Annotated in this window: 18 protein-coding genes and 1 other RNA gene; 8 read left to right on the top strand and 11 right to left on the bottom strand. The window is 33.1% G+C overall.

The annotated features are described in order from the left end of the window. Positions 1-106: 106 nt before the first annotated feature. On the top strand, positions 107-2,521 hold the full coding sequence (locus tag BSF41_RS21595; RefSeq protein WP_095931555.1) for a thiamine pyrophosphate-dependent enzyme: 2,415 nt from the start codon (positions 107-109) through the stop codon (positions 2,519-2,521). A 182-nt stretch (positions 2,522-2,703) separates the two neighbouring features. Here BSF41_RS21595 and kdsB read toward each other — a convergent pair whose 3' ends face one another. Together kdsB and BSF41_RS21585 are read right to left on the bottom strand one after the other, a co-directional pair. Further along, positions 2,704-3,438: a 3-deoxy-manno-octulosonate cytidylyltransferase gene (kdsB, locus tag BSF41_RS21590; protein ID WP_095931554.1), complete on the bottom strand. Its 735-nt coding sequence runs from the start codon at positions 3,436-3,438 to the stop codon at positions 2,704-2,706. Positions 3,439-3,603: 165 nt separating this feature from the next. Continuing rightward, complete coding sequence (locus tag BSF41_RS21585; protein WP_095931553.1) at positions 3,604-4,416, bottom strand: class I SAM-dependent methyltransferase; 813 nt, start codon at positions 4,414-4,416, stop codon at positions 3,604-3,606. Between the two features lie 424 nt (positions 4,417-4,840). On the opposite strand from BSF41_RS21585, the gene BSF41_RS21580 reads away from it, so the two are divergent. Further along, a complete protein-coding gene (locus BSF41_RS21580; RefSeq protein ID WP_095931552.1) occupies positions 4,841-6,178 on the top strand; it encodes a PQQ-binding-like beta-propeller repeat protein in 1,338 nt (445 codons plus the stop codon). Between the two features lie 306 nt (positions 6,179-6,484). Here BSF41_RS21580 and BSF41_RS21575 read toward each other — a convergent pair whose 3' ends face one another. Next, positions 6,485-7,894 carry an ATP-dependent RecD-like DNA helicase gene (locus tag BSF41_RS21575; RefSeq protein WP_095931551.1) on the bottom strand — a complete coding sequence of 470 codons (1,410 nt, stop codon included), beginning with the start codon at positions 7,892-7,894 and terminating at the stop codon, positions 6,485-6,487. 389 nt (positions 7,895-8,283) lie between these two features. On the opposite strand from BSF41_RS21575, the gene BSF41_RS21570 reads away from it, so the two are divergent. Together BSF41_RS21570 and BSF41_RS21565 are read left to right on the top strand one after the other, a co-directional pair. Further along, on the top strand, positions 8,284-9,105 hold the full coding sequence (locus BSF41_RS21570; protein WP_095931550.1) for a DUF3822 family protein: 822 nt from the start codon (positions 8,284-8,286) through the stop codon (positions 9,103-9,105). Beyond that, on the top strand, positions 9,102-9,707 hold the full coding sequence (locus BSF41_RS21565) for an RsmD family RNA methyltransferase (protein ID WP_095931549.1): 606 nt from the start codon (positions 9,102-9,104) through the stop codon (positions 9,705-9,707). Before BSF41_RS21570 ends, BSF41_RS21565 begins: the two co-directional genes overlap by 4 nt. A gap of 91 nt (positions 9,708-9,798) precedes the next feature. Here BSF41_RS21565 and BSF41_RS21560 read toward each other — a convergent pair whose 3' ends face one another. Next, positions 9,799-11,910, bottom strand: a complete 2,112-nt coding sequence (locus BSF41_RS21560; RefSeq protein WP_095931548.1) for an outer membrane beta-barrel family protein — start codon at positions 11,908-11,910, stop codon at positions 9,799-9,801. A gap of 32 nt (positions 11,911-11,942) precedes the next feature. Beyond that, on the bottom strand, positions 11,943-12,830 hold the full coding sequence (locus tag BSF41_RS21555; protein ID WP_095931547.1) for an alpha/beta hydrolase fold domain-containing protein: 888 nt from the start codon (positions 12,828-12,830) through the stop codon (positions 11,943-11,945). A gap of 136 nt (positions 12,831-12,966) precedes the next feature. Between BSF41_RS21555 and BSF41_RS21550 the strand changes: the two genes are divergently transcribed. From BSF41_RS21550 to BSF41_RS21540, 3 genes are all read left to right on the top strand, one after another. Beyond that, positions 12,967-14,325: a sensor histidine kinase KdpD gene (locus BSF41_RS21550; protein WP_095931546.1), complete on the top strand. Its 1,359-nt coding sequence runs from the start codon at positions 12,967-12,969 to the stop codon at positions 14,323-14,325. Positions 14,326-14,335: 10 nt separating this feature from the next. Then, a complete protein-coding gene (locus BSF41_RS21545; protein ID WP_095931545.1) occupies positions 14,336-15,022 on the top strand; it encodes a response regulator transcription factor in 687 nt (228 codons plus the stop codon). 97 nt (positions 15,023-15,119) lie between these two features. Beyond that, positions 15,120-15,314, top strand: coding sequence for a hypothetical protein (locus BSF41_RS21540; protein ID WP_008467912.1), 195 nt, complete (start codon positions 15,120-15,122; stop codon positions 15,312-15,314). Between the two features lie 61 nt (positions 15,315-15,375). On the opposite strand, the gene BSF41_RS21535 is transcribed toward BSF41_RS21540, so the two are convergent. Both BSF41_RS21535 and rnpB read right to left on the bottom strand, forming a co-directional pair. After that, entirely contained in the window at positions 15,376-16,626 is a 1,251-nt protein-coding gene (locus tag BSF41_RS21535; RefSeq protein WP_095931544.1) for a cation:dicarboxylate symporter family transporter, read from the bottom strand. Positions 16,627-16,657: 31 nt separating this feature from the next. Then, an RNA gene (rnpB, locus tag BSF41_RS21530) (RNase P RNA component class A) lies at positions 16,658-16,985 on the bottom strand. A 124-nt stretch (positions 16,986-17,109) separates the two neighbouring features. On the opposite strand from rnpB, the gene BSF41_RS21525 reads away from it, so the two are divergent. After that, on the top strand, positions 17,110-17,403 hold the full coding sequence (locus tag BSF41_RS21525) for a hypothetical protein (RefSeq protein WP_008467915.1): 294 nt from the start codon (positions 17,110-17,112) through the stop codon (positions 17,401-17,403). 166 nt (positions 17,404-17,569) lie between these two features. On the opposite strand, the gene BSF41_RS21520 is transcribed toward BSF41_RS21525, so the two are convergent. The 4 genes from BSF41_RS21520 to BSF41_RS21505 all read right to left on the bottom strand — a co-directional run bounded on the left by BSF41_RS21520 (position 17,570) and on the right by BSF41_RS21505 (position 19,491). Further along, positions 17,570-17,941, bottom strand: a complete 372-nt coding sequence (locus BSF41_RS21520; RefSeq protein WP_095931543.1) for a LysM peptidoglycan-binding domain-containing protein — start codon at positions 17,939-17,941, stop codon at positions 17,570-17,572. A 7-nt stretch (positions 17,942-17,948) separates the two neighbouring features. After that, a complete protein-coding gene (locus BSF41_RS21515) occupies positions 17,949-18,425 on the bottom strand; it encodes a BON domain-containing protein (protein ID WP_095931542.1) in 477 nt (158 codons plus the stop codon). 209 nt (positions 18,426-18,634) lie between these two features. Next, entirely contained in the window at positions 18,635-19,006 is a 372-nt protein-coding gene (locus tag BSF41_RS21510) for a LysM peptidoglycan-binding domain-containing protein (RefSeq protein ID WP_095931541.1), read from the bottom strand. 8 nt (positions 19,007-19,014) lie between these two features. After that, complete coding sequence (locus BSF41_RS21505; protein ID WP_095931540.1) at positions 19,015-19,491, bottom strand: BON domain-containing protein; 477 nt, start codon at positions 19,489-19,491, stop codon at positions 19,015-19,017. Positions 19,492-19,559: the final 68 nt, after the last annotated feature.

Here is a 19,559-nt window from a genome sequence, read left to right as displayed (position 1 = left end):
TTTAGATTTGAATACAAATAATTAAATTATATTTAGTTCAAAGAATTATGATTATTGATTGTTTTTAAGTAATTTCGCGACATAAACAACATGACGCTACAAGATTATGATAAAAGAAAAAAGCAATACTACACTGACATTTGAAGACTTCAAAACTGAGGTATTGAATGACTATAGAATTGCGGTAACAAGCCGTGAATGTAGTCTTTTAGGTCGAAAAGAAGTATTAACAGGAAAGGCTAAATTTGGAATTTTCGGTGACGGAAAAGAAGTTCCACAGCTGGCAATGGCAAAAGCTTTTAAAAACGGAGATTTTCGTTCTGGATACTATCGCGACCAAACTTTTATGATGGCTATTGGTGAATTGAATGCTAGACAGTTTTTTGCCGGTTTATACGGTCATACTGATTTAGCTTTTGATCCGATGTCTGCCGGAAGACAAATGGGCGGACACTTTGTAACGCACAGTTTAAACGAAGATGGTTCTTGGAAAGACTTAACCAAACAAAAAAATTCAAGTTCAGATATATCTCCAACAGCAGGACAAATGCCAAGATTACTTGGTTTGGCACAAGCTTCAAAAATTTACAGAGAGGTTGGTGGAATAACAATTAAAGAGAAATTTTCTGTTAACGGAAACGAAGTAGCTTGGGGAACTATTGGTAACGCAAGTACCTCTGAAGGTTTGTTTTTTGAAACTATAAACGCTGCTGGAGTGCTACAAGTTCCAATGGTAATGAGTGTTTGGGATGATGAATACGGAATTTCTGTTCATGCTAAACATCAGACTACTAAAGAGAATATTTCTGAAATTTTAAAAGGATATCAGCGTGATGAAGATTCTAAAGGTTATGAAATCTTTAGAGTGAAAGGCTGGGATTATGCCGAACTGGTTTCTACTTATGAAAGAGCCGGAGCAATTGCGCGTGAAGAACATATTCCAGTTTTAATTCACGTAAACGAATTAACACAGCCACAAGGTCACTCTACTTCTGGTTCTCACGAACGTTACAAAAGTGCAGACAGACTGGCTTGGGAAAGAGATTTTGACTGTATTCGTCAAATGCGTTTATGGATGATTGCAATTAATATTGCATCTCCAGAAGAATTGGCAGAAATTGATTTTGAACTAAAGAAAGAAGTTTTAGAGGCTAAAAAAGAAGCTTGGAATAGCTTTATCAATCCAATTATTGAAGATCAAAAAAACCTTCTTACTTTATTAGAACAAATTGCTGATGCAAGCATTAACCATAAAGATAGAATCAAGAAATTAATTTCTGAATTAAGTGCGATTAAAGCGCCTTTAAAGAAAGAATTATTGGTTTATGCTAGAAAGATTCTTCGTTTTATCGAAGTTCCAAACAGCAAAGTTCTTTTATCAAATTGGATTACAGATTTTATAGCAGAAACTCAGGAAAAATTTAGCAGTAATTTACATTCTGAATCATCTAAAAATGTATTTTCAGTACAGGAAGTTCTTCCTAAATATGCTGAAAATGCAAAAGCAGATTTAGACGGAAGAATGATTCTTCGTGATAACTTTGATGCTTTATTTGCCAAATATCCGGAAACTTTAATTTTCGGTGAAGATGTTGGAAACATCGGAGACGTAAACCAAGGTCTAGAAGGCATGCAGGAAAAATACGGAGAACTTCGTGTTGCCGATGTCGGAATTCGTGAAGCGACTATAATTGGTCAGGGAATCGGAATGGCATTGAGAGGCTTGCGCCCGATTGCTGAAATTCAGTATTTAGATTATTTATTGTACGCTATTCAGATCATGAGTGATGATTTAGCTACATTACAATATAGAACCGTTGGAAAACAAAAAGCACCATTAATCATTAGAACCCGTGGGCACCGTTTGGAAGGAATCTGGCATTCTGGTTCTCCAATGGGAATGATTATTAATGCTATTCGCGGAATCCATGTTTTGGTTCCAAGAGACATGACACAAGCAGCTGGTTTCTACAACACTTTGTTAGAATGTGATGAACCTGCTTTGGTTATTGAATGTTTGAACGGATATCGTTTAAAAGAAAAAACGCCACTGAATTTTGGTGAATTCAAAACGCCAATTGGAGTTGTAGAAACGCTAAGAGAAGGTTCTGATATTACTTTAGTTTCTTACGGATCAACTTTAAGATTGGTTATGCAAGCGGCTAATGAATTGGCAGAAAAAGGAATTGAGTGTGAAGTTATTGATGTTCAATCTTTACTTCCGTTTGATATTAGCAAAGACATCGTAAAAAGTGTTGCCAAAACAAACCGTCTTTTAGTAATTGATGAAGACGTTCCTGGAGGAGCTTCAGCATTCATTTTACAGCAGATTTTAGAAGAACAAGATGCTTACAAACATTTGGATAGCAAACCACAAACTTTAGCAGCAAAAGCGCACAGACCAGCATACGGAACTGACGGCGATTACTTCTCTAAACCTTCTGCAGAAGACATTTACGAGAAAATTTACGATATGATGCACGAAGTAAATCCTTCTAAATTTCCTGCTTTATACCAGTAATTTAGATTGTTTTAGATATTAAAAAAGCTCCAAGAATTTGGAGCTTTTTTTTGTTTTATTTGTCATCCTGAGGAACGAAGGATCACACTAGAAACTCCGTTTAGAATGCCTCCAATCTTTGTCGATTTACGAGTGTGATCCTTCGTTCCTCAGGATAACAAGTTTGTGGATATAAATATTAATTAAATATCTCTCAACATTGCTCGAGCTCTTTCCAAATCCTCAGCCGTATCAATTCCAATTCCAACATGCGTCGTTTCAACCATTTTGATGCGTTTTCCGAATTCCAAATACCTTAACTGCTCCAACTTCTCGGAAGCTTCTAAAGATTTCATTGGAAGACTGTAAAAGTCTAACAAAGCCTGTTTTCTAAAAGCATAAATTCCGATGTGCTGAAAATATCTCACACCAACGTTTTTCTCTCTCGGATACGGAATTACAGATCTTGAAAAATACAATGCAAACTGCGACTGATCTACCACCACTTTCACATTATTCGGATTATCGATTTCTTCTTCATCTGTGATTTCGCGCATTAATGAAGCTAAATCAATCTTTTTATCTGAATCATTTTTAAAAACCGATAAAACCTGCTCTAACGGCCCAGCTTCTGTAAAAGGCTCATCACCTTGTACATTCACTACAATATCAACATCTAGATTCGCAACGGCTTCTGCAATTCGATCACTTCCAGATTCATGTTCTTTAATGCTCATAATGGCTTTTCCTCCATTAGAAACAATTTCATCAAAAATCAGATCAGAATCGGTTACTACAAAAACATCATCAAACAATTTTGTAGAAACTGCTGCTTCATAGGTTCTTAGAATTATTGTTTTGCCTCCCAAATCCTGCATTAATTTGGCAGGAAAACGAGTTGAAGCATATCTGGCTGGAATTACCGCTATTATTTTCATTCTTATATTTTACTGAGTTAAAAAAACTCAAAATTTAGTAATTTAATTTTCACCGGTTTTAAGTGTTTGCAAATATGCAAAAATTACTTTTAATTTTCTGTCTACTAGCAACCATACAATCGATTATTATTAACAACCTTATTGTCTTATGTATTTAGAAAAAAATTAAGCCAAAACTGTAACACGAAGATAAGTTGCAGGAATTAAGGTAGAATTTTTGTCATTACTTTGGTTTTGGCTATTAACTAATCCTTCAAGTTTAGCATACAAATCTGAAGTTTTTCCATTTTGCTCGGCAGCTTCAAAAGCATTCATGGTTGGACCATAGTAATTTTTTAATCGATTTAGCCACTCCGAAGGTGGAAATGCTGCTTTAAATGTAAAGGTATCTCTCTCAAAAGAAATATTTTCTTTAGAAATACCCGCATTTGTGAATCTTTCGATAACATTATCCTCAATACCCCACAGCATTGGACTTACAAAACCCTCAGGAGGCGGTGGTGTAAATTCAGAACTAATTTTCAAGATTTGTGCAATTAACGTTGGATCGCCCGGTATCCAATTACCCATAATAATTTTACCTCCAGGTCGTGTGACACGAACCATTTCTTTAGCAACATCAAAAGGTTTTGGAGCAAACATTGCTCCAAAAACACTCATCGTCACATCGTAAGATTGGTTTTTCAATTCATTTAAATCGGTTGCGTCTCCTTCTTTAAATACAATATTATCTAATCCTTCTTTTCTTGCTCGAAGATTGCCAGCTTCAACTAAATTTCTTGCTATATCAACACCTAAAACATTGGCTCCTAATTTTGCCGAAGGTATTGCGGTAGTACCATCACCACAGCCGAGATCTAAAACGTCACTATTTTCTTTTATTCCAATTTTGGCAACCAATTCCGCACCGCTTTCTCTCATAGATTCTGCAACGCGTGTAAAATCGCCTTTTTCCCATAATGCTTTGTTTGGATTCATCTTAATTTTATCAGTGATTATAGTGCTGATGCCGCACTTTAACTTAATTTGTAAACATCTTCTATCGTTTTTTAAATTTATCACCAGTTAATCACAAAAGGCATTTAAAAAACTATTCAAAAAGAAAACATAAACCAAACAATCAACTGACAAACAATTACTTACGCAAAAATAAACAAATTTAGATGAAACATTTTATTGTCTCAACAATTTATTTTTTAAACAAATTGTTCAGATTATAAACTTTTATACCAATATCACATAAATGAAAACGATTGGAAAACTTTGAAGAGTTCTTTCGTTATTTCCATATAAAACCAAATACACTATTCACAAAGAGCTTTCTAAAATATTTTTATAACATATTCCTCAAAGCATTGTATTTTAATACCTTATAAATATTTTTACTTTTATAAGAAAAACTATGAAAAGAAACTTTACTTCTCTCCTGCTCTATTTCTTTTTAATCTTTACTTCCAATACTTTTTCTCAGAACAAAACGGATGTTTTAAATGCATTTTCAAATCGCATTTTTGCTGGAAAAGATTATCAGTCCTTACAAGATTTAAAATGGAAATTTAAAACGGAAGGGAAAATCTTTTCTTCTCCAATCGCACAAAACGGAACTGTTTATATTGGCAGTGAAGACGGTTATTTTTATGCTGTCGATGAAAAATCTGGAAACCTGAAATGGAAATTTAAAACCAGCGGAGCCGTTCACAGTTCTGCAAGCCTTTATAATGATACTGTTTATTTTGGAAGTTTTGACGGCCATTATTATGCTTTAAATACCAAAACAGGAAAAGAAATTTGGCGCTTTAAAACCAAAGGCGAACATTGGTATAGCGAAATCGGAATGTGGGACATGAAACCAAGCGATTTACTCATGGCTGATTTGTGGGATTTTTATCTTTCGACTCCTGTTATTTATTTAGACCATAATTCTGCATTGGCGATTTTTGGAAGTAGTGACGGGAATCTTTATGCCGTTGATGCTAAAACGGGAAGTCCAAAATGGAATTTTCAAACTAAAGCGGCTATACATAGCACTCCTATTTTAGAAAAAAACACGGTTTATTTTGGCGGATGGGATGGTATTTTTTATGCTTTGGATTGTAAAACAGGAAAAGAAAAATGGAAGTTCTCTACTGAAATAAAAACAGGTTTTACAGGAATTCAAGCTTCTGCAGCTATTTCTGATGGTATTGTTTATTTTGGTGCAAGAGATCCGTATCTATTTGCACTTGATACCGAAACAGGAAAAGTAATCTGGAAATACAATGCCGAAAACTCTTGGATTTTGAGTTCGGCTGTTATTAAAGATAATACCGTTTATGTGGGAACATCAGATACTTACGCTTTATTGGCATTGGATGCAAAAACTGGAGAAGAAAAGTATCGCTTTAAAGGCAATGGCTACGTTTATTCTTCGCCCGCAATTGCTGGCAATACGATTTATTTTGGAGATTTTTCGGGTAATTTTTTTGACTTAAACTTACTTTCTGATGGAAAAGAATCGCATATAATTCCAACCGAAAATAGAACTAAATATGCTACAAGTATTCTTAACAACAATCTTTTGGATTTTGGTTTCGTTGCCAAACAAGCCGATTTATCTAGTTATGCCGAAAACAAAAAGGTGATGGATGAATTTTATAAATTAGGTTCAATTGTTTCTTCTCCTTTCATTAACAATGATGTTATTTTCTACGGAAGTGCAGATGGATATCTTTATGCCTATAATTTGAGAAAGGAAAAATAATCTCTTTGCGAATATCCGCGTAAATCTTTGTGCAACTTTGCGGTATAACCTATTTTACAGAGACTCGCAAAGGCTTCGTAAAGATTCGCAAAATATACTACATCAATTTTACTGAAGTCATATTTAGAGAACCCACTAATAGTTTATCCGCATTTAGTGTTGTCATTTTTGCCAATTTAAAACAGTTAAAATTTTCCGCCACGAATTCACTAATTTTATTTTTTAAAATCTACGCGCAAAGTATTTGGATTAATTCGTGAATTGCTTCGCCAGTCGCTATCGCTCTAGTCGTGGCTATCAAAAAAACTATTCCTCGAAACTCTCGTCTTTAAATCCTATCAAATACAGCTTATTTTTGGCACGTGTCATCGCCGTATAAAGCCATCTAATATAATCAGTATCAATACCGTTTGGCAGAAATGGCTGTTCGATAAAAACCGTATTCCATTGTCCACCTTGCGATTTATGACAGGTTATCGCGTAAGAGAATTTAACCTGTAATCCGTTAAAATATTCGTTTTCTTTTACCTTTTGAAATCTTTTATATTTGGTTGGCTCATCTTCATAATCTTTCATCACTTCTTCGTACAAACGATTCGATTCTTCATACGTTAAAGAAGGAGATTCGCTAGTTAAGGTATCTAGAATTAAAACCGTCTCAAAAGGTTTTTGCTCTGGATAATCGACCATTCTTATTTTTACTTTCGCAAACTTAAATCCATACAGTTCTTTGATTCCGAAAAGTTCTAAAACTTCAATAATATCTCCGTTGGCAATAAATCCGGCTTCGTCCGTTTCTTTCAGCCAGAAATAATTGTTTTTTACCACCATCAAAAAATCTCCAACCGAAAGTTCGCTTTCTTTAAATAAAATTCGGCTTCTAATTTGCTCATTATATTGATTGGCACGTTTGTTAGAACGAACGATAAAAGCAGTATCCTCAATGCTATAATTGCTGTAGGCGGTATTAATCGCATCTTGAATATCGTAACCGTCTGTTAGTCGAACAATGTCTTTAAACTTCTTTACATTGAATTTAAATTCGGTTATAAAACTTTCTTTCAACAATTCACGTAATTCTGTTGCGTTGAATAAAATCCCTGAACTTTCTTCCTGACGCATTACTTCGTCCAATTCGATATGTTCAATTTCTTTGTCATAATGAATGCCCAAAGTCTGAATGTCCAGCGCAGGACTAATATCTAAATTTACTGGAGGCAACTGGGCAGTATCTCCCAAAAAAATCATTTTGCAATTGCTTCCAGAATAAACATAATTGATCAAGTCGTCTAGAAGCGAGCCGCTATCTAATGTACTGTCTGAGATCATCGAGGCCTCATCGACGATAAAAATGGTGTTTTTATGTTTGTTGACTTGCTTGGTAAAAGCCACTCCGCCTCCAGAAGATTTCTTCGGGAAATATATTTTTTTATGAATCGTAAAGGCTGGATTATTCGAATAATTGGCGATTACTTTTGCCGCACGTCCCGTTGGTGCTAACAAAACATATTTTTTATTGATCTCGCTAAGATTATTAACGATAGTAGAAATAACGGTAGTTTTTCCCGTTCCCGCATATCCTTTCAAAACGAAAATCGTGTCGTTTTGGGGTTCGGTTAGAAAGATTGCAATTTTCTGAAAAAAAATATCCTGTTTGTATGTTGGAGCAAAAGGAAATCGCTTTTGTAAAGTACCGTAAAACTGTGCAGAATTCATAGAGTAATATTGAAATACAAAGGTCGCTTTTTTTAATGGCAATGACAAAAATCAATTTCAATGGCAATGGCAAAATTCAATATCAATAGCAATATCAATAGCAATGGCAAAATTCAATATCAATAGCAATTTCAATGGCAAAATCTAATTAAATATGAAAATTAAAATAATATCTAAAACCTAAATTTAATTACAACCTTAAATAATTGACAATAAACAGAATGATAATATTCTGCTAACTTTCTTGTAATATTAAATTTTGAAATTGCATATTAATTAAGTCTTTTTCATTGATATTGAAATTGACATTCTTATTTTTTTTATTTGTAAGTTTGTGGTCGCTTAAATTCTTTCTTGATTTAAAACAGGTAACGAATTGTAAATCAACTATGTCATTACAAAATACTAACATTACTTCAAAAAATTACAGAAAACTTTCTATTCAGGTTTCACTGACTGGATTTTCATATTGCTGTTTTGATACTTTAAATAATATCATCACTTCTTTTAAGGAAATAAAGTTTGATACTACCAGCAAGACATCGCGAATTGAAGATTTATTCAATGATGCTTTCAAAAGCAATCCTGAATTAAAAAATACTTACGATGAAGTAATGGTTATTCATAACAATAACCTTTCGACTTTTGTTCCGACTGCTTTGTTTGATGAGAATTATTTAGGAAGTTATCTGCAATACACTACAAAAGTATTTGATACCGACTTTTTTACTTTTGATCAAATTCCGAATTATCAAATGAACTCGGTTTATATTCCGTTTGTGAATATCAACAATTTCTTAATCGATAATGTGGGGTCTTTTGATTATAAACACGCTAACAGTATTTTGGTCGAAAAACTTTTGGATAACTCAAGAAATAACGACGATAAGAAAATGATCGTCAATTTTAATCCTGAGAATTTTGAAATTATTGTAGTCCAGAATCAAAAGCTTTTGCTGTTTAATTCATTCGAATATAATACACCAGAAGATTTTATCTACTATATTTTATTTACAGCAGAACAAATGAGCATGAATCCGGAAAGTTTCAAATTAGAATTATTAGGAACTATTTCAGAAAATGATCCATTTTATGCCATAGCGTACAAATATGTGCGCCATATTTCTTTTATGGATGTTTCAAAACTGAAGGAAAGAAACAGCTTTACAACCGCTCAAAATCAAAAACATTATATCTTATTTCAATCATGAGAATCATTTCAGGAAAATACAAAGGACGCCGAATTTTTCCGCCAAAAAATCTACCTGTAAGACCAACTACTGATATGAGTAAAGAAGCATTGTTTAATGTTTTGAATAATCATTTTAGTTTTGACAGTTTAAAGGTTTTAGATCTTTTTTCGGGAACTGGCAATATAAGTTATGAATTCGCTTCGCGCGGAAGTGCTCCAATTACCTCTGTTGATGGCGATTTTGGATGCGTAAAATTTATCAAACAAGTTTCATCAGAATATGATTTTGATATTGCCGCAACCAAAAGCGATGTTTTTAAATTCTTAGAAAATTCTAAAACTACTTACGATATCATTTTCGCAGATCCACCTTACGGATTGGATCAAGCCACTTTTGAAAAAATCGTTCTAACCGTTTTTGAACGAGATTTATTGGAAGACGACGGAATGATGATTATCGAGCATTCAAAATACACCAAACTGGATCATATGAGTAATTTTTCTTTTCAGAAAAGTTATGGCGGTTCTTTCTTTAGTTTTTTTGAATTGAATTCGACCGATGATGATGAAGAATTACCACATGATGCTTCTAAAAAAGAATCTGAAGAAGATGAAGGATAGATAAATACCAATATTAAAATAGTAAAATCCCAAATTCCAATCTCGGCACTTCTGAGAAAATTGGAATTTGGGATTTTTAAAATTTGGGATTTTACCTAATTCTATTTTCACTTTCGTTTACACTTTTCTGCTTATATTCAGAATCTTTTATTTTTCCGAAAGAATAACGAACTGCAATAGAAATTTCGTTGGCATCGACTAAATATTTAAATTTTGAATGGACATTATTCACCGTAAAAGTATCGGTGTAACTTGTCGCTTTAAAAATATCATTGTAATTCAAGGTACAACTCCAGTTTTTACCAAATGTTTTTGCCAAAGACATATCGACCACAAAATTAGCTTTGCGCTCAAAAATCCCATCATTTTGTTTGGTTGTTCCCCAGAAAGAAAAAACGAAACTAAAATCTTTTGGTAATTTGAATGTATTGTTTGAGTAATAATACAAATAAGGCTTTGAAGGATGCAAAAGTGCCGTATCGTCTTCAACCTTACTTTTTACAAAAATTAGAGAGTTGGTTGTTGTCCAGAATTTATAGGTAAACGGAAGTGTAAAATCTATCGTAAAACCCCTTTCTCTCTTAAAATTAATGTCGGTAATCATTAATACATTGGTTTCCTCATTAAAAACAAAACTCGGATTAGTTACGTCTTTGGTCTGATAATAACTCAGTTTTAAAGTTTTGTCGCGATACTGAAATGAGCTTGAAAGTTCATCTACAAATGCTGGTCCTAAATTTATACTGCTCCCATATAAAAAATACGGATTTATATAGGTGGCAATTTGACTTAAAGATGAATAATTAGGCCTCACAATACTTTTTGAATAATTTACATTGATGCTTTTTGTGCTGTCAATAGGAATTGTAAGATCGGCTTTAGGAAACAGATTGGTGTAATTTTTATCTATAGAAGGCAAAACTTGCGCTTTAAACTTGGAGTACACATTGGTATTTTCTGTTCTTAATCCGAATGAAAAATCGATCTTTTTCAGCTTTCCCGAAAACTGAACATAGGCGGCGAGGTTTTCTTCTTTAAAATCATAATCTGAAACTTCGCTTTTACCCTCTTCAAAATCAAAAATGTCAGCATTTGATTTTGATTTCGCTTTTAAATACAATCCGCCGTATTCCAGAGTCACTTCATTTTTGAACTTTTTCTCCAAATCGATCCTTCCAGAAAAAACATCCACATTAAATTTCTGATCCCGGTTTTGCGACAATTTAAAATCTGTTTCATTAAAATTATTTTGCACCAAACTCAACAAATGCTGATTGTAGTTGGAACCCTGAAAACCAATAAAAAGCTTAGTGTCTATAGCTTTTATTTTTTTCGAATAATTGATGAATGAATTCAAGAAATTCTTAGCGCTCGAATTTTCGCTAAAAGTGAAGACATTATTTACCTGACTCTGATTTTGATTAAAAGTGAAAGTATTGATATCAAAAGTATCATTTCGCATTTTGCCATTTATATTAACCGACAAATAATCATCTTCATTTATTTTATAAAACACACCTCCTCCAAAAACATATTCCTTTACACGCGAATTTGCTGTCACATCATAATTGGAGACTATAGAAGCCTTCGGGATTTCATATTCCAAACTATGATTTTCCCACGGATTTCGTAGATTGTAATTAAAATTGGCTTTCCATTCTAATTTATCTTTTTTAAAGCTAGAATTAAACCCCAAATAATTATTGTAATTTCTTTTAAAAGAAGCCACTTCAGAAATTTCGGTTTTAAAACTATCTTTTTTACTTACTTTTCTAGTAATCAAAATTACAGCACGGCCTTCGGCTTCGTATTTAGAAGACGGATTTTTAATAATTTCTACTGTTTTAATATCGGCAACAGATAAAGCGTTTAAATCGGTTATGGTTCCTTTTTGACCATCTATATAAATTAACGGATTTCCTTTTCCGACAATCGAAATACTTTCACGATCACTACCTATTTGAACCGATGGCAGTTTTGAAAGCAAATCAATCGGATTTGGAATTGTACTGTAAACCGAATTGGCAACGTCAATCTTTACATTTCCGTTTGCATTGGTAAACATTTTTTTCTCCTTACTGATAACCACTTCATTTAATTCATTTGAAATCGAATCTTTTGGTGTTTCATTCTGAGCGTTTGCCATAAATGAAAGACAAAAAAGTAAAATAGTAATAAGCAGTTTTAATGGCAGGTAATTCATTCTTGAATAGGGTTTAGATTAGATATTTTTCGTTAATTAAGAATCCATTTTATGAGATCCTCCCTTTCTATCAAATTCCAAGAATGCGGTTTTTTATTTCCTTTCCCATCAAATCCTCTGTTTGAAGTCTTTATAAATTCTACTTTTTCTGCTCCTAAATTCAATAATGAATGATATGTTTTTTCTAAATGAAAGGCATTCAATTCTTCGTAAGTTCTCTTTTTGTTCGTCCAATACCATTCTAAATCTGGTTCGCAGTACAATCGAATTTTAATATCTTTTACGTATTCTATATTTACTTTTGAATCGCTTGAAACCAAATAAGGAGACATTTTTTTATAGGTTTCGATATTATCTTTTGGATTTCCGAGATCATCGTTGAAGAGTTGTATTAAATAATTTCCTTCTTCAACAGCTTCTTCACTAACATTCTTCTTAACATCATCTTGTGCGCCATCGTAAAGTCTTTCTAAATCTAAAGGAGAATCGACCACAACTAAACCTTTGGGCTGTATGGCATTTTTGGTTTGAATAAGATAATTAGAAAGCAAAAGCGCCAGATTGCCACCGCTCGAAAAACCACCAATAAAAATATTCTCTTTTGCTATTTTATTGCGATCAAAAATTGAATTTAGTGCTAACGAATATTCTTTTTTTTCTGATTCTGACAAGTACAATTTCATATTATAATTCAGCAACAAGGTAGTTATACCTTCCTGTTTTAAGTTTTTAAGAAATTGGGCTTCGTTTTTAGTGTTTTCGATATTGCATGGAAAGCAAGGAAATAAAATTAAAACGGCCTTTTGTTTTGGAGCAATATTCAATTCATAAAGCTTTTCTTTAATCAGTCCGTTTGCGTGACCATTCATAAAAAAAAGGAAAGCAAATAAAGCTCCTGCAAATCTTTTCGTTTGTATCATTTTATAAAATTTGGTTTTATGTTGCTGCAAAAATGCTTTGAAAACCCAATTCTGAAAGTTAATCGTAGGTTAATGCAAGGTTAATCTCCTATTTGTTGGCTAAAAACTGTATTTTTGAAGCGTCATTTTAACCAATATGAAGCAAAGAATCAATTTATTAATCGGATTTTCTGTCGTAGCGCTATTTGTGCTTATGACAGTACAATGCTATTTAGTAAAGACGGCTTATGAATATAAAGTAGCGCAGTTTCATACACAGATTAAAAACGAAATTGCTCAAATTACCAATAATTACAGCGATATCGATTCGGCTTTGGTTTCTAGAAAAGAAGTGCTTTACAAAAGCCTTTCAGAAAAGTACATGAAAGGAAAAAAAAGTAAATTGGACATTAAAAATGGCGTTTTGAATGCGCAATCTCAAAACATCATAACTCAAAAAATCAAACGAAAATTTGAGAAAGATTTACCCGATTTTAAGATCGATTTTGCCATTGTTCTAAACAAATTTATTCTTTACAAAAACGAACAGGAAGCGGATACTATTTTTTCTGAAAAACCTTTTATCCAGAATAAATTGTACGGAAATCTGGCTTCTTTAAATCATGCCTTTTTAGTAAGAAGTTATGTTGGAACAACAAACGGTACTTTTGAAAATGAGGAATATAAATTATTGACAGAAGATTCGATGTACGTTTCTGTTATTGACTGGGAAATGATTATTCTAAGAAGAATGACGTTTATTCTGATTCTTTCCTTATTCTCGATTGCCATTTTAATCAGTCTGTTTGTAATTGCGATTAGAGCTCTAATTAAACAGAAAAAAGTAAGCGACGTTAAAACCGATTTCATCAATAATATTACGCACGAACTGAAAACTCCATTGGCTACTTTGGGGATTTCGACAAAGATTTTAGCGCAGAAAAATATTCGTGACAATGATGAAAATTTCAATTCGATTGTAAATACCATTTCGCGCCAGAATAACCGTCTCCAGAATCTGATTGATCAGGTTATGGCAAATTCTTTGGCTGAAAATGAAATTGAACTGCAAAAAGAAAAAATAGAAGCCGAAGATTTTCTTCTTTCTATTGCAAATGATTTTAAAATTACTTTTCCAAAAATTAATCTTAAAACCGATTTTCAGACTGAGAAAACTATTTTAGTTTTGGATAAATTTCATTTAACAACTGCTTTCTTAAATGTTCTCGAAAATGCTGTAAAATATGGATCAAATACAATCACAGTAAAAACAAAAATTGTCGAAAAACAATTTTCAATCAGTTTTGAAGATGACGGAATTGGAATTGCCAAAAACAAACAAGCGTTTCTTTTTGATAAGTTTTACCGAGTAGAACAAGGAAACCTGCACAACACAAAAGGTTTAGGTTTAGGATTGTATTATGTTGACCAAATCGTAAAAGCACATCAGGGTTCTGTAAACGTTATTAGCGATTTAGGAAAAGGAACTCAGTTTACTATTTTATTAAAAGTTTAATCCCTTTATTTTGAAAAGATTACTATTAGCCGAAGACGATTTTGACTTTGCGGCGATTTTAAAACAATATCTAGAATTGCATCAATTTGAAGTAATCTGGGCCGAAAACGGCGAAATAGCTTTAGACTATTTTAAAAACCAGACTTTTGATATTTGTGTTTTTGATGTAATGATGCCCAAAATGGACGGATTTTCATTGGCTGAAAAAATAATTACCATTAATCCCGAAATTCCATTTATTTTTCTAACCGCAAGAAAGCTAAAAGAAGATAAAATAATTGGGCTAAAACTTGGCGCAGACGATTATATTGTGAAGCCGTTTGAAGTTGACGAACTGGTGCTGCGTTTGCAGAATATTCTAAAAAGAATCGAACAAAAGAGAAGTCTTGACGGAAATAACATAATCGAAATTGGTTCGTATATTTTTGATAACGAACGTCTGACACTTAACAATAAAAATCATGTGCAGCAGCTTACAGAAATGGAAGCTTCTCTTATCGAATACTTGTATTTAAACCACAATCAGTTATTAAAAAGAGATCAGATTTTAATGTCGGTCTGGAAAAAAGACGATTATTTCTCCGGACGAAGCATGGATGTTTTTATCAGCAGACTTAGAAAATATTTTAATTCAGATCCGAAAATCAAGATTGAAAGCGTCCGAAATATCGGACTGGAGTTTAAAATAGAAAAATAACATCCTGTAAATCATATAATTTTATATAAGCAATTGTATAACAGCAATTAACTTATCGAAATTTAACTTTGTTAGAGAACTTTTAAATCTAACAATCATGAACCTAAAAAGATTTTTCGGTGGGTTGCTTACAATCCTCGGAATTGTAGGACTTATTTATACGGCTGTTATTTTTGCCGGCACATCTGGAGAAACCAGAGATATAAAATCGCTTATTATTTACGGAATATTAGGAATTGTCTTTTTCATGTCGGGCATTAGTCTGGTGCGAACAACAAAGGACGAATCGTAATTTTAAGTGACAAAGTAACAAAGTGCCAAAGATGCAAAGTTCTGATTACTTTGTTAATTTGTCACTCTGTTACTTTGTAACTCAAATCTAACTCTGTAAAATCTCTTTCTGTTTTCGAGATTATTATCGTTGCAACTGTATTTCCTATTAAATTGGTGATTGCTCTGGCTTCGCTCATAAATTTATCTACTCCCAATAAAAAGGCTAAACCTTCAACGGGAATTTTATGCAAAGCAGTTAATGTCGATGCTAAAACAATAAATCCGCTTCCGGTTACACCTGCTGCACCTTTAGAAGTAATCATTAAAATTCCGATAACGGTCAGGATTTCGAAAAAACTCAAATGAACATCATACAATTGTGCAATAAAAAGTACCGACATCGAAAGATAAATTGAAGTTCCGTCCAGATTAAAAGAATAACCTGTCGGAATAACCAAACCTACAACCGATTTACTGCAACCCATTCGTTCCAGTTTCACCATAATACTTGGCAAAGCGGCTTCAGAAGACGATGTTCCTAAAACCAATAAAAGCTCTTCTTTGATATATTTTAAAATCGAAAAAATATTTATTTTATAATATCTCAAGATACTTCCAAGAACCAAAAAGACAAATAATGCCATAGTGAGATAAACGCAAAGCATCAGTTTTCCTAGCGGAATCAAAGTTGCAAGGCCAAATTTACCTATTGTATAGGCCATTCCGCCAAAAGCACCAATTGGAGCTAGATACATTACATACTTTAACCCGAAGAAAACCACTTTTGAGAATCGTTCCAAAACCAAAATAGTCTGCTCTCTTTTCTGATAAAAATTCAATGCAATTCCGCAGATAATGGCAGCCAATAAAACCTGCAAAGTAAAATTGGATAAGAAAAACTGCAACCACGAGAAATGTTCGGAAGCTCCTTTTGTATACTGACTTGCATCGCCAAACGTCAAACTCGATTTATCAATTTTTCCAGGTTTAAACAAATAAGCAACAGCGACACCAATTGCCAATGCAACGGTCGAAACCACTTCAAAATAAGTTAAAGCTTTTACGCCAATTCTTCCCACTTTTTTTAGATTTCCCATTCCCGAAATCCCTAAAACTATGGTTAAGAAAATAATGGGGCCAATAAAAAGAGAAATTAGCTGGATAAACTTTTTACCCAGAAATTCCATTTTCACACCATTTGCTGGAGAAAAATGTCCGAGTAAAATACCCGAAATAATAGCAATTAAAACCCAAAAAGTAAGATTGGTTACAATGGTTCTAAAAAGGCTTCTTTTGGATTTTGAAGAAGAATTTGGAGTGGCAGTATTCATGAAAACAAGTTAGATAGTTTCACAAATATATAAAAAATGCAGACCTGTAAGCCGGATTCTGTTCTTGTCTCATTTTGCAACGATACAATACCTTATCATTTATCTAGATCCAGCATTACTGCTGGACTCAATCTACCTACCCTTCGGCAACGAACGAGAAGCTCTTAAATGCCGATATACTTGGTATTTCACCGCATAGAGTTTACCTGGTTTCACTACAGCATTACCTGTACATACTTTCTGCTGCACTTGTCCTAATCCCTTTCGGAACCGACGGGCGTTACCCGCTATGCTTCTCTATGGTGTCCGGACTTTCCTCCCTCCCGATGAATCGGGACGACGATAAGGCGGTCTGCGGTGCAAAAGTAGGGATTTAAGCACTAACAATAACGATTTTAAATTTCAGATTTTATGAATTTTATCATAACATTTTAATTTTAAAATAGTTATCTTTAAAAATCTATAATTTAAATTCAGTTTATCATGAAAAGAATGTATCATTACGCAACTGTTTCAAAGGCTTTAGATCAATTGAATGAAAAAGGATTTACGTGCGATTTTAATCGAAATGCAGACGCGATTAAAAAGAATCCTGAGAAATTTGAAATTGTTCATGTGTATCGATACGAGGGTGAGTCAGACCCAGCGGATGAGGCAGTTGTATACGGAATTAAATCGACTTCGGGTAAAAAAGGAGTTTATGTTGCTGGCTTTTCGGCAGATTCAGATCAGGAAACAGCAAAATTTTTATTTGATTTAAGTATTAGAGGAAGGTAGTTTTTAGAAGAAAATATCTTTTAAATCAAGTAAAAACAAACTGAGAACAAAAAACATTCAATAATCTATGTCATTCTTAGAAGCTAAATTCCTTTTAATTTCTAAGAATGACATAAAATAAGAATCTTTGTTGCTTTGCAACTTTGAACCTTTGTACCTAAAAAAATTATGCTATTGGTATTTTCAATTTCCAACCTGGTTTAATCAAATCAGGATTTGAAATAATATCTATATTCGCTTCAAAAATGTCGTTCCATGATATACCGTAAGCCGCAGCAATTTTAGATAACGAATCTCCTCCTTTTACAATATATTCTTTTGTTGTACCTTCTATAACAGCAATATTCATTACAACATCTGCCGATCTGTATTCAGGATCAATTTTCTCGTAATCGTTCCAAAGTTTTTCTTTATCAGAAGCCGATTTCGCTGTACCATCAATATAAAGCACATTATCCTGTTCTCTTACCTGCAAATTAGCAATTCCAATTTCGGATGCTAAATTTATCACTTCCTTGTATTTATCTTTCAAACTCATAACATCCTTATTTAATAGTTAATTTATTGTCTACTTTTTTAGGATGCAATTCCTGAATACTTTGCATTAAAGGCTGCAATCTATCTTTTGCAATTTCTCCCGAAAGCGTAACAACGCCACCAACAACAGTTGCACTCACACCATCGTACGCATCGACTACTTTGCTTACAGCTTTATCCAAATCGGTGTCTGAATTAATAATAACAGTCGCCGCAGCAGGTTCTTGATTGGCTCTGGCAAGTTCGCAGGTATTGACCACAGATTTTACACCTTTGGTTGCTCTTACGCTTTTTTCAATATTTTTCTTGAACATTTCATCGTCACAAATACCTGTAATTGTAGCCACACCTTCATGTACAGCAACTTGAATATCAGTATCATTTATTTTTTCATTAACTGCTTTTTCAATATCAGCATCATTAGATTTACAGGAAACCAAAGCAACAGTAAGGCACATTCCTAATAAAATGGATCTCATTTTCATAATACTCTCTTTTAGTAATTTACATTTTTTAAAATTAGAGAGATTAATTATCAAATGATTATAAGATATTGTGATGAGATTTATATGTTTTCAAGTAGGATATTAACCTGAGGTTCTTTAGTGACATAATGAGAATAAATTTTTCGATTAAATCACAACAAAAAAAGCCCACCATTGAGATGGACTTTTGCAACACACCATAAGTAAAATTATGCTGTTGGTATTTTTAACTTCCAACCTGGCTGTATGATATCTGGGTTCTTAATAATGTCTTTATTGGCTTCATAAATAGTCTGCCATGAAACACCATGCGCTTTTCCTATTTTTGATAAAGAATCTCCACCTACAACAGTATATTCTGTAGAAGCTCCTTCAGAAACTTCAATATTCATTACTACATCTGCCGATCTAAAATCAGGATCTATTTTTCCGTAAGCAGCCCAAAGTTTTTCTTTATCATCTGCAGATTTTGCCGTTCCATCAACATACAGCACATTATCTTGTTCTCTTACTTGCAAATCAGCCACTCCTAAATTAGAAGCTAAATCTGTTAACTCTTTGTATTTATCTTTTAAACTCATAACATCAATTATTTAATAGTTAATTTGTTTTCTACTTTTTTAGGCTTTAATTCCTGAACACTTTTTATCAAATTTTGCAATTGACTTCTTTTGATATCACCAGTAAGTGTAACCACGCCATCTTTAACTGTTGCCGTTACACCGCTGTACGTTTTTACTACCTCATTTACCGAAGTGGTTAAAACTGCATCAGGATTAATTTCTACAGGAGCCGCAACTACAGGTTCTGGAGCTGGAATCTCACAATTGTTCACGACAGATTTAACACCTTTTATTCCTTTTACAATGCTTTCTGCATTTTGCTTGAAAGCATCATCTTTACAAGTACCCGAAATAGTCGCAACACCTTTCTCTACAGTCACTGAAACTCCAGGTAATTCGCTTAATTTTGCAGTAATTTCCTTTTGAATATCTGCATCTTTAGGTCCACAAGCCACTAATAAAAAAGTAAAACTCATTCCTAATAACATCGATTTAATTTTCATAATGATATCTTTTTTAAAATTAATTAATCTTCTAAGTTAACGAATAAATCAATCACATATTACAAAAT

Source organism: Flavobacterium sp. ACN2 (genome assembly GCF_002303885.1).
Lineage (GTDB): Bacteria > Bacteroidota > Bacteroidia > Flavobacteriales > Flavobacteriaceae > Flavobacterium.
Note: the sequence above shows the minus strand (reverse complement) of the source record. Positions and strands in the feature narration are given on the sequence as shown.

Coding starts and splice junctions, on each gene's coding strand:
- BSF41_RS21510 (WP_095931541.1), bottom strand. CDS start 19,006: ATGAGTTTAAAAGATAAATACAAAGAGTTAACAGATTTAGCTTCTAAT.
- BSF41_RS21550 (WP_095931546.1), top strand. CDS start 12,967: ATGAAGCAAAGAATCAATTTATTAATCGGATTTTCTGTCGTAGCGCTA.
- BSF41_RS21580 (WP_095931552.1), top strand. CDS start 4,841: ATGAAAAGAAACTTTACTTCTCTCCTGCTCTATTTCTTTTTAATCTTT.
- BSF41_RS21515 (WP_095931542.1), bottom strand. CDS start 18,425: ATGAAAATGAGATCCATTTTATTAGGAATGTGCCTTACTGTTGCTTTG.
- BSF41_RS21570 (WP_095931550.1), top strand. CDS start 8,284: ATGTCATTACAAAATACTAACATTACTTCAAAAAATTACAGAAAACTT.
- BSF41_RS21525 (WP_008467915.1), top strand. CDS start 17,110: ATGAAAAGAATGTATCATTACGCAACTGTTTCAAAGGCTTTAGATCAA.
- BSF41_RS21565 (WP_095931549.1), top strand. CDS start 9,102: ATGAGAATCATTTCAGGAAAATACAAAGGACGCCGAATTTTTCCGCCA.
- BSF41_RS21585 (WP_095931553.1), bottom strand. CDS start 4,416: ATGAATCCAAACAAAGCATTATGGGAAAAAGGCGATTTTACACGCGTT.
- BSF41_RS21540 (WP_008467912.1), top strand. CDS start 15,120: ATGAACCTAAAAAGATTTTTCGGTGGGTTGCTTACAATCCTCGGAATT.
- kdsB (WP_095931554.1), bottom strand. CDS start 3,438: ATGAAAATAATAGCGGTAATTCCAGCCAGATATGCTTCAACTCGTTTT.
- BSF41_RS21555 (WP_095931547.1), bottom strand. CDS start 12,830: ATGATACAAACGAAAAGATTTGCAGGAGCTTTATTTGCTTTCCTTTTT.
- BSF41_RS21560 (WP_095931548.1), bottom strand. CDS start 11,910: ATGAATTACCTGCCATTAAAACTGCTTATTACTATTTTACTTTTTTGT.
- BSF41_RS21505 (WP_095931540.1), bottom strand. CDS start 19,491: ATGAAAATTAAATCGATGTTATTAGGAATGAGTTTTACTTTTTTATTA.
- BSF41_RS21520 (WP_095931543.1), bottom strand. CDS start 17,941: ATGAGTTTGAAAGATAAATACAAGGAAGTGATAAATTTAGCATCCGAA.
- BSF41_RS21595 (WP_095931555.1), top strand. CDS start 107: ATGATAAAAGAAAAAAGCAATACTACACTGACATTTGAAGACTTCAAA.
- BSF41_RS21575 (WP_095931551.1), bottom strand. CDS start 7,894: ATGAATTCTGCACAGTTTTACGGTACTTTACAAAAGCGATTTCCTTTT.
- BSF41_RS21535 (WP_095931544.1), bottom strand. CDS start 16,626: ATGAATACTGCCACTCCAAATTCTTCTTCAAAATCCAAAAGAAGCCTT.